Origin of the sequence: Bacteroides pyogenes DSM 20611 = JCM 6294 (assembly GCF_000428105.1) — a bacterium.
Taxonomy (GTDB): Bacteria; Bacteroidota; Bacteroidia; order Bacteroidales; family Bacteroidaceae; genus Bacteroides; species Bacteroides pyogenes.
Map to the genome: position 1 here is coordinate 45,177 of NZ_ATZH01000031.1, position 8,008 is coordinate 53,184.

General features: G+C 49.0%; 8 protein-coding genes and 1 tRNA gene. 2 read left to right on the forward strand and 7 right to left on the reverse strand.

The genetic code is table 11. From position 1 onward, the window contains the following. Positions 1-45: 45 nt before the first annotated feature. Positions 46-780: a nucleotidyltransferase family protein gene (locus C234_RS0109075; protein WP_027325503.1), complete on the reverse strand. Its 735-nt coding sequence runs from the start codon at positions 778-780 to the stop codon at positions 46-48. A 2-nt stretch (positions 781-782) separates the two neighbouring features. Next, positions 783-2,213: a RapZ C-terminal domain-containing protein gene (locus C234_RS0109080; RefSeq protein WP_027325504.1), complete on the reverse strand. Its 1,431-nt coding sequence runs from the start codon at positions 2,211-2,213 to the stop codon at positions 783-785. Between the two features lie 184 nt (positions 2,214-2,397). Here C234_RS0109080 and C234_RS0109085 point away from each other — a divergent pair, with 184 nt between their 5' ends. Next, the gene (locus tag C234_RS0109085; RefSeq protein ID WP_027325505.1) at positions 2,398-3,921 is read left to right on the forward strand and encodes an arylsulfatase; all 1,524 of its coding nucleotides are present in this window, start codon (positions 2,398-2,400) and stop codon (positions 3,919-3,921) included. A gap of 158 nt (positions 3,922-4,079) precedes the next feature. Here the strand turns inward: C234_RS0109085 and fsa are convergent, their stop codons facing one another. From fsa to C234_RS0109105, 5 genes are read right to left on the reverse strand one after another with little or no spacing between them, the layout of a single operon-like run. Beyond that, entirely contained in the window at positions 4,080-4,736 is a 657-nt protein-coding gene (fsa, locus tag C234_RS0109090; protein ID WP_021644368.1) for a fructose-6-phosphate aldolase, read from the reverse strand. 42 nt (positions 4,737-4,778) lie between these two features. After that, complete coding sequence (gene pulA / locus C234_RS0109095; protein ID WP_027325506.1) at positions 4,779-6,785, reverse strand: type I pullulanase; 2,007 nt, start codon at positions 6,783-6,785, stop codon at positions 4,779-4,781. A gap of 36 nt (positions 6,786-6,821) precedes the next feature. Continuing rightward, on the reverse strand, positions 6,822-6,944 hold the full coding sequence (locus C234_RS18165) for a hypothetical protein (protein WP_278961341.1): 123 nt from the start codon (positions 6,942-6,944) through the stop codon (positions 6,822-6,824). Further along, positions 6,902-7,468 carry a crossover junction endodeoxyribonuclease RuvC gene (ruvC, locus tag C234_RS0109100; RefSeq protein WP_021644366.1) on the reverse strand — a complete coding sequence of 189 codons (567 nt, stop codon included), beginning with the start codon at positions 7,466-7,468 and terminating at the stop codon, positions 6,902-6,904. The genes C234_RS18165 and ruvC overlap by 43 nt, the downstream gene beginning before the upstream one ends. Further along, the gene (locus C234_RS0109105; RefSeq protein WP_027325507.1) at positions 7,465-7,767 is read right to left on the reverse strand and encodes a DUF4286 family protein; all 303 of its coding nucleotides are present in this window, start codon (positions 7,765-7,767) and stop codon (positions 7,465-7,467) included. The genes ruvC and C234_RS0109105 overlap by 4 nt, the downstream gene beginning before the upstream one ends. An 84-nt stretch (positions 7,768-7,851) precedes the next feature. On the opposite strand from C234_RS0109105, the gene C234_RS0109110 reads away from it, so the two are divergent. Further along, positions 7,852-7,925, forward strand: a tRNA-Ala gene (locus C234_RS0109110). The last annotated feature ends 83 nt before the right edge of the window (positions 7,926-8,008 follow it).

The following is an 8,008-nucleotide window of genomic DNA, read 5'->3' on the forward strand; positions in this document are numbered from 1 at the left end:
TTAGCAACATTTAGCAAAGAAATATTCACAGGAGAATGAATAAAATTACATAAAACTTTCAGCCTGCAATAAAGTTTCCGGTTTACCGATATCCAACAGCCGCAGATTATTCATCAAGCAGCCCCGATAATCAGCCTGCCGGCAAGTAGAAAGATAGAAGTCGATGATTGAAAACTTCCCTTCCCAACGGGGATCATCCATCAGTGAAAAGACAGAAGGGGAAAGGATATGAATGCCGCTGAAAGCGTACTCCCGATATATGCCGGAATCATAACAGATTCCCTCCGGCTTCAATTCGCCGGTGTTTTTGTTTGTCCAGCCACAGAGACGGTTTTCGGCATCGAAAAGCAGATAACGGGATGTTTTGCGGCTGCTGGCAAGCAAAGTGCCCTCTCCTCCATGCTTCAGATGAAAGCCGTAAAGTTCCTGCAAATCGATATCCGACAGAATATCTACATTATGAACCAGGAAAGGTTCATCGGAATGTTCGAAGAAACGGCGCGCTTTCTTGATTCCTCCACCCGTATCGAGCAAGAAATCCCGTTCGTCGGAGATATGGATGGTGATACCGAAATTCCTGTTGGCACGAAGGAAGTCTATAATTTGTTCGCCGAAATGATGGATATTCACAACTTGTTCGGTAAAACCCGCCGCTTTCAGTTTTAAGATAACATGTTCGAGCATAGGGCGACCGGCAACAGGAACAAGCGCCTTGGGCATCGTATCCGTGAGCGGTTTAAGCCGCGTTCCCATGCCGGCGGCAAAAATCATAGCTTTCATAATCAGACGGCGGCTTCAAAGGTTTGTTCTATATTCTGCTCACGATGCATCAGTTCCACCTTCACCCCGAATTTACGGTTCAGATGTTCCGCCAAATGTTGAGCGGAATATACAGAACGGTGCTGTCCACCCGTGCAACCGAAGCAAACGGAAAGATGTGTAAATCCGCGCTCCATATAGCGTTTCACCGAAGCGTCGACCAGCGCACAAGCGTGTTCGAGGAAGCCGACAATCTCTCCGTCTTCTTCGAGAAAACGGATAACAGGCTCGTCCAAACCGGTAAACGGTTTGTAGCGTTCATACTTGCCGGGATTGTTCACCGCGCGACAATCGAACACAAAGCCTCCGCCGTTGCCTGTGGGATCGTTCGGAATCCCCTTTTTGTAAGCAAAGCTCATCACTCTTACCGTAAGCTGGCGTTTCTTTAAATCATCGGTAAACTGTTTCAGCCGGGTCAGTTCCCTAAGCACTCGGCAAAGGTAAGGATATTCGGTATACTCCTCTTTCAACAGCTCCCGCAAATTCTCGATAGCGTAGGGCACACTCTGAATAAAGTGGGGCTTCTTCTCGAAATACCCTCTAAAGCCGTAAGCCCCCAACACCTGCAATGTACGGAAAAGGACAAAATGACGGAGCTGACTGTAAAAATAGCCTTCATCGATCGGTTTATATTTACGCAGCGCTTCCAGATATTCTTCCAACAATTCACGACGGAGACTTTCGGGATAACGTGCCTTGGCTTGCCACAAAAAAGAGGCTACATCATAATAGAACGGCCCTTTTCGCCCTCCCTGAAAGTCGATGAGCCAAGGCTCTCCTTCCCTCAACATCACATTTCGGCTTTGAAAGTCGCGATACATGAATGTGGCGGAAGAACTGCGCAACAGCACATCGCTCATCTTCTGAAAGTCGTCTTCGAGCCTGTCTTCCTGAAACTCCATGCCGGTAGCCTTGAGGAAACAGTATTTGAAATAATTCAAATCCCACAGAATGGAACGTTGGTTGAATTCCGGCTGAGGATAGCAACGGGAAAAGTCGAAACCATCGGCCCCGGCAAACTGGATGACAGGAAGGAGGCGAACGGTTTTACGCAACATGTCTTTCTCTTCTTCGGAGAAAACACTGGTCAGACGCCCTTTTTCGATAGCGTTGAAAAGCAACACATCGCCCAAGTCTTCTTGCAGATAGCAGAACTTGTCGTCCGACATGCAGTAGACCTCAGGAACAGGGATGCCCGCTTTACGAAAATGGTCTGCCATATACAGAAAAGAGTCGTTCTCTTCGATAGAGGTTCCATAAACCCCGATCAGCGTACGGTCGCCTTTCAGGCGGAAGTAGCGACGGTTGGAGCCGGACGATGGCAACTCGGTGATGGTTTCGGCAGACGCGCCCGTGTATGTTTGATATAACTTTTGCAAATCTTCGGTAATCATTCTTTTGTCTTTTTTACGATTTCACCATATTTCTTACAAAGAAAACCATTTATATTTAAAATTCATACCCTTTCGAGCAAAGAAAAAGTAAATAACCCGCCAAGATTGTGAATAATTCAACGGAGAATCGTATTTTTGTCGCAGACAACCTGAAAAGGAATCACACTTTAAAAACACAAATAACATGAATTACCAATCAATCTGTCTTACGGGAAGCACGCTGCTTCTCTCATCGCTCTCCGCCTACGGACAAACCAAAGAGAAACCCAACATCATTTTTATTCTTTGCGACGACATGGGTTACGGAGACTTGGGGTGTTACGGACAACCGTTCATCCGGACACCGCATTTGGACAACATGGCAAAAGAAGGGATGCTATTCACCCAGGCTTATGCCGGAAGCCCGGTCAGCGCGCCATCACGGGCAGCTTTCATGACAGGGCAACACATCGGTCATTGCGAAGTGAGAGGCAACAAGGAGTATTGGACGAACTCACCTACCGTAATGTATGGTGAAAACAAAGAATACGCCGTAGTGGGGCAACATCCCTACGACCCCGATCACATCGTGTTGCCCGAAATCATGAAAGACAACGGATATACCACCGGGATGTTCGGCAAATGGGCAGGAGGCTACGAAGGTTCTGTCTCCACTCCCGACAAACGGGGAATCGACGAGTATTACGGATACATCTGCCAGTTTCAGGCTCACTCCTATTATCCGAATTTCCTGAACAGATACAGCAAAGCTCTGGGCGATACGGGTGTGGTTCGCGTTGTAATGGATGAAAACATCCGTTATCCGATGACAGGTCCCGATTATTTCAAACGTACGCAATATTCGGCGGACCTGATCCACCAAAAAGCCTTGGAGTGGTTGGACAGCCAAAACGGCGAACAACCGTTTTTCGGCATATTTACTTACACCTTACCCCATGCGGAGCTGGTGCAACCGGAAGACTCCATTCTGAACGAATATAAAGCGAAGTTCCATCCGGACAAGGACTTCAAAGGAGCCGAAGCCTCGAGATACCACGCCGTAACGCATACGCATGCGCAATTCGCCGGAATGATTACCCGCCTCGATTATTACGTAGGCGAAGTGTTGAAAAAGCTGAAAGAAAAAGGATTGGATAAAAACACATTGGTTATCTTTTCGAGCGATAACGGACCTCATGAAGAAGGAGGAGCCGATCCGAAGTTCTTCGGCAGAGACGGCAAGCTGAGGGGGCTTAAACGCCAATGCTACGAAGGAGGCATCCGCGTTCCTTTCATAGCCCGCTGGCCGGGACGTGTGCCCGAAGGCACGGTAAACGACCACATCTGCGCTTTCTACGACCTGATGCCCACATTCTGCGAATTGGCGGGAGTGAAAGATTATCAAAAGAAGTACGCAAACAAAAAAGGCGGAAAGACATACTTCGACGGCATCTCTTTCGCACCGACCTTGCAAGGAAAGAAAAGACAGAAGAAACACGACTTTCTGTATTGGGAATTCAACGAAACAGATCAGATAGCCGTCAGGATGGGTGATTGGAAATTATTGGTAAAGAAAGGCAAGCCTTCGCTTTACAACTTGGCTACAGACATCCACGAAGATTCCGATGTGGCCGCGCGGTATCCGAAAATCGTAAAGAAAATGATAAAGATTGTTTTCGAACAACACACGCCTAATCCGCACTTCCACGTAACTTTGCCGAAGATGTAAGAAAAAAACCTTTTCTACGGCACCCCCAAAAAGAAATATCGGCATCGAAGAATCAACGCGCCGGGAATCCGCATTCGACATTTCGAATCTCTTTTCCCAATCTGCCGGCTCTTCGATGCCGATGTTTTGAATAAAGACACTGTAAAAAAGCAACCGTCTTATCCGTTCACCTTCTTATAGTCTTCCAAAAACTTCTTCAGTCCGGAATCCGTCAACGGATGATTCAGCAGACCCTTGATTGCACTTAGCGGACAAGTAGCCACATCCGCCCCCACCTCCACACACTCCACGATATGCTTCGTGTGACGAATGGAAGCTGCCAGCACCTGCGTCTCGTATCCATAATAACGGTACATCTCTACGATATCCGCAACCAATGCGATGCCATCCTCAGAGATGTCGTCCAACCGGCCGACGAAAGGCGAAACATAAGTGGCTCCGGCTTTTGCGGCAAGCAAAGCCTGACCTTTGGAGAATACCAACGTGCAGTTGGTCCGAATACCTTTCGCCGTAAAGTGCTTGATAGCTTTAATACCATCGGCAATACAGGGAACCTTGACTACGATATGCGGATTGAGGGCGGCAAGTTCCTCTCCCTCGCGAATCATGCCTTCATAATCGGTGGCAATGACTTCCGCGCTGACGTCGCCTTTCACAATCTCGCAGATCTTCACATAATGATCGCGTTGATTCTGAACGCCCTTGATTCCTTCTTTGGCCATCAACGAAGGGTTGGTGGTCACTCCGTCCAATACTCCGAGGTCGTATGCCTCTCTGATTTGCTCCAAGTTGGCTGTGTCGATAAAAAACTTCATAACTTCACTAAATTTATATGGTTAACTGTTTTTGAAATAAAGTCATCTGTACATAATCCAAGCCGATCGCGGCGGAATGCTTATCTTCTCCCCGTTGAAAACGCCCAATCCGCGAAGATCGATCGTGCCATCCCTGCAAACAACCGTATACTTTCCTGCGGGAACCGCCACCTCCGCGAAAGAATTGCGCGCATTGAAGGCCACCACAATTTCTTCCCACGAATCGCCGTTCGCGTGTTCTTTGAGGCGGAAAGCGATCAGGTTGCTTCCCTCGACCGGAAGGAACTCCAGATGTTTTCGCACCTTCTCGGCATCACCCATACGGAAAGCCGGGTGAGACTTTCGCAGCTCGATCAGCCGTTTATAATAAGTATATACATCTTCATGGACAGTCTTGCGCCTCCAGTCGATGGCGTTTACCGCATCGGGGCTTTTATAACTGTTTTCCACCCCCTGTTTGTCGCGCATCACCTCTTCTCCGGCATAAATAAAAGGAATGCCTTGCGACATAAATACGACTGTCTGGGCCAGTTTATCCAAACGGGCCAACTGTTCGGGGCTGATATCGGGTATCGTCGCCTTCAGCCGATCGGTCAGGCACAGTCCGTCGTGACACGAAACATAACCGATCATCTGTACAGGCTGCGCCGCCCATGCTTCGCGGCTGTAGTTCACCGCGTCGCAGTCTACCTGCGGATGCCGAACGGCGCCTGCAATACCGAACTTGACGCTCATCTCCCCTCCCGGAAGTCCGGCAAGGAATGCTCCTTTATGCTTGTCGCCGATGGGCCCGCACAAGCCGTCGCGCAATTCATCGGAAAAGACCGCGATACGCGGCATGCGGGAGACATTACTCTTCATAGCCAAAGAGTCTGCGGGATACTCCGGAGCTTCCGCCGCCCATCCTTCGCCGTAGATACAAATCGCAGGGTCGACGGCATCGACCGCCTTGCGTATTTCGTTCATCGTCTCGATGTCGTGAATCCCCATCAAGTCGAACCGGAAGCCGTCAATGTGATATTCGTTTATCCAATAAAGCACGGATTCTATCATGAACTTGCGCATCATAGGCCGCTCGCTGGCAGTCTCGTTGCCGCAGCCCGAACCGTTTGCCGGCTTTCCGTCCTTTTTATGCCGGTAGAAATAGCCGGGCACCGTACGCTCAAAGTTGCTTTCGGCCGTATTGAACGTATGGTTATATACCACATCCATAATCACTCCGATACCGGCCTTGTGCAACGACTGTACCATTTGCTTGAACTCTTTAATGCGAACTTCGGGACGGTACGGATCGGTCGAATAAGAACCTTCGGGCACATTGTAGTTTTGCGGGTCATACCCCCAGTTATACCGGTTGTCCTCCGTCTTGCTTTCATCGATAGACGCATAATCGAACGAAGGGAGCAGATGAACGTGCGTGACTCCCAGCTCCTTCAGATGGTCGATACCGGTAGACAGGCCGTCGGGATTGGTTGTTCCGCGCTCGGTCAGAGCCAAATATTTTCCCCGATGCTTAATTCCCGAAGTGGAATCGATGGAAAAGTCGCGATGGTGCATCTCATAGATAATCATATCCGCAGGAGACTTCAGCAAAGGACGGCGGTCGGCTTCCCATCCTTCGGGATTGGTAGTCCGGAGGTCGATAATAGCCGCGCGTTTGCCGTTTACTCCCACAGCCCTCGCATTGATGCCCGGAGTATCGCCCTGCCACTTATCCTTTACCTTCACGTTAAACGTATAGAATTTCCCCATCAAGTCGCTGTTCACCCTTGCCTGCCAAGTGCCATCCGCTTGCGGTTGCATCTTCACCGTCTGAAAAGCATGTCCGCCTTCGCCCGCCTCGTACAGCATCACCCGTACTTCGTCCGCCGTAGGCGCCCAAAGCGTGAAATCGGTTTGTGCCGGCGTATACTCCATCTCGATGAGGCTTCCCGCACGAACCGGGTAAAGTTCGTAAGAAGCATACTCCTTTTTCGCAGGAGAACAACTCATTATCGTCGTCGCCATAGTCACTCCCAATATCGCTAAATAATTTGTTCCTTTCTTCATTTCCACACTCTCTTTCTGTTTCTGATGAGTCTTTGTCTATTGCCTATCCCGTCTATCGGCCTCGCCCCAACCGTTCATGCCCCAAACCACCTTGTCCGCCCGCTCCATCGGCAGGTTCACTTCACCCGGTCGGGATTCTTCGCAATAAAGTCCTTCCATCCATGGTAACCTTTTTCCACAACCGGCCGCCCCATTTGCAGGAAGTGACAATAAGCAGCCGCCAACGCATCGGTGGCATCCGTAAAAGCGGGCATATCCGCCTTCGGCAAATGCAACATCCGTTGCAACATATCCGCCACTTGCTCTTTCGATGCCTGTCCGTTTCCGGTAATCGCCATCTTAATCTTCAGCGGCGCGTATTCGGCTATGGGGATGTCGCGGCTCAAAGCCACCGCCATCGCTACGCCTTGCGCCCGTCCCAGCTTCAACATCGACTGCACATTCTTTCCGAAGAAAGGAGCTTCGATAGCCAGCTCGTCGGGCAGATAACTTTCGATAATGCTCAACACGCGCTCGTGGATATGCCGTAACTTGAGATAATGATTGGCAAACTTACGCAAGTCGATGACTCCCATTGCAATCATTTCGGGTTTTGTCCCTGTCACTCTCAGCACTCCGTAACCCATGATTGTGGTGCCCGGGTCAATCCCCAAGATTATCTTTTCTTTTACCGGCTGAATCACTCTACCACCTCCATTAATGTAGGAAACCCTATCACCTTATCTTTAAAAATCTTCGTCAGTTCGCCGTTCAAACGCGCTCCCTGCTCCAAATGCCAGCGATGCAGCAATCCGCTGTTTTCCACTTCCCATTGAAGAGAATAACTGCTTCCTTCGTCACGATGGCTCAATATCCGGCAAAGGCGGGGGCTCTTCAACGCTCCGTAAGCCTCTATTTCAGGTATATAACTCTCTTTTATCCAAATCAGGAAATTATCGTGCGCATCATCTTCCACCTGAAAAGTCGTATTATAAATCAACATTTCTACTTTTTTGAAATTTTATTTTCGCAAACATAGCAAATATTTCAGAATATAGCATTATATTTGCGCCATCAAAAAAGAAAAGGGGCGTTAGCTCATCTGGCTAGAGCGTAACACTGGCAGTGTTAAGGTGATCGGTTCGAGTCCGATACGCTCCACGATTTCAATTGATTATCAGGATATTAAGAAGAGCGGTACACGGAAAGGTACACGAACTCCCTCTATTTAACATTTATAAACC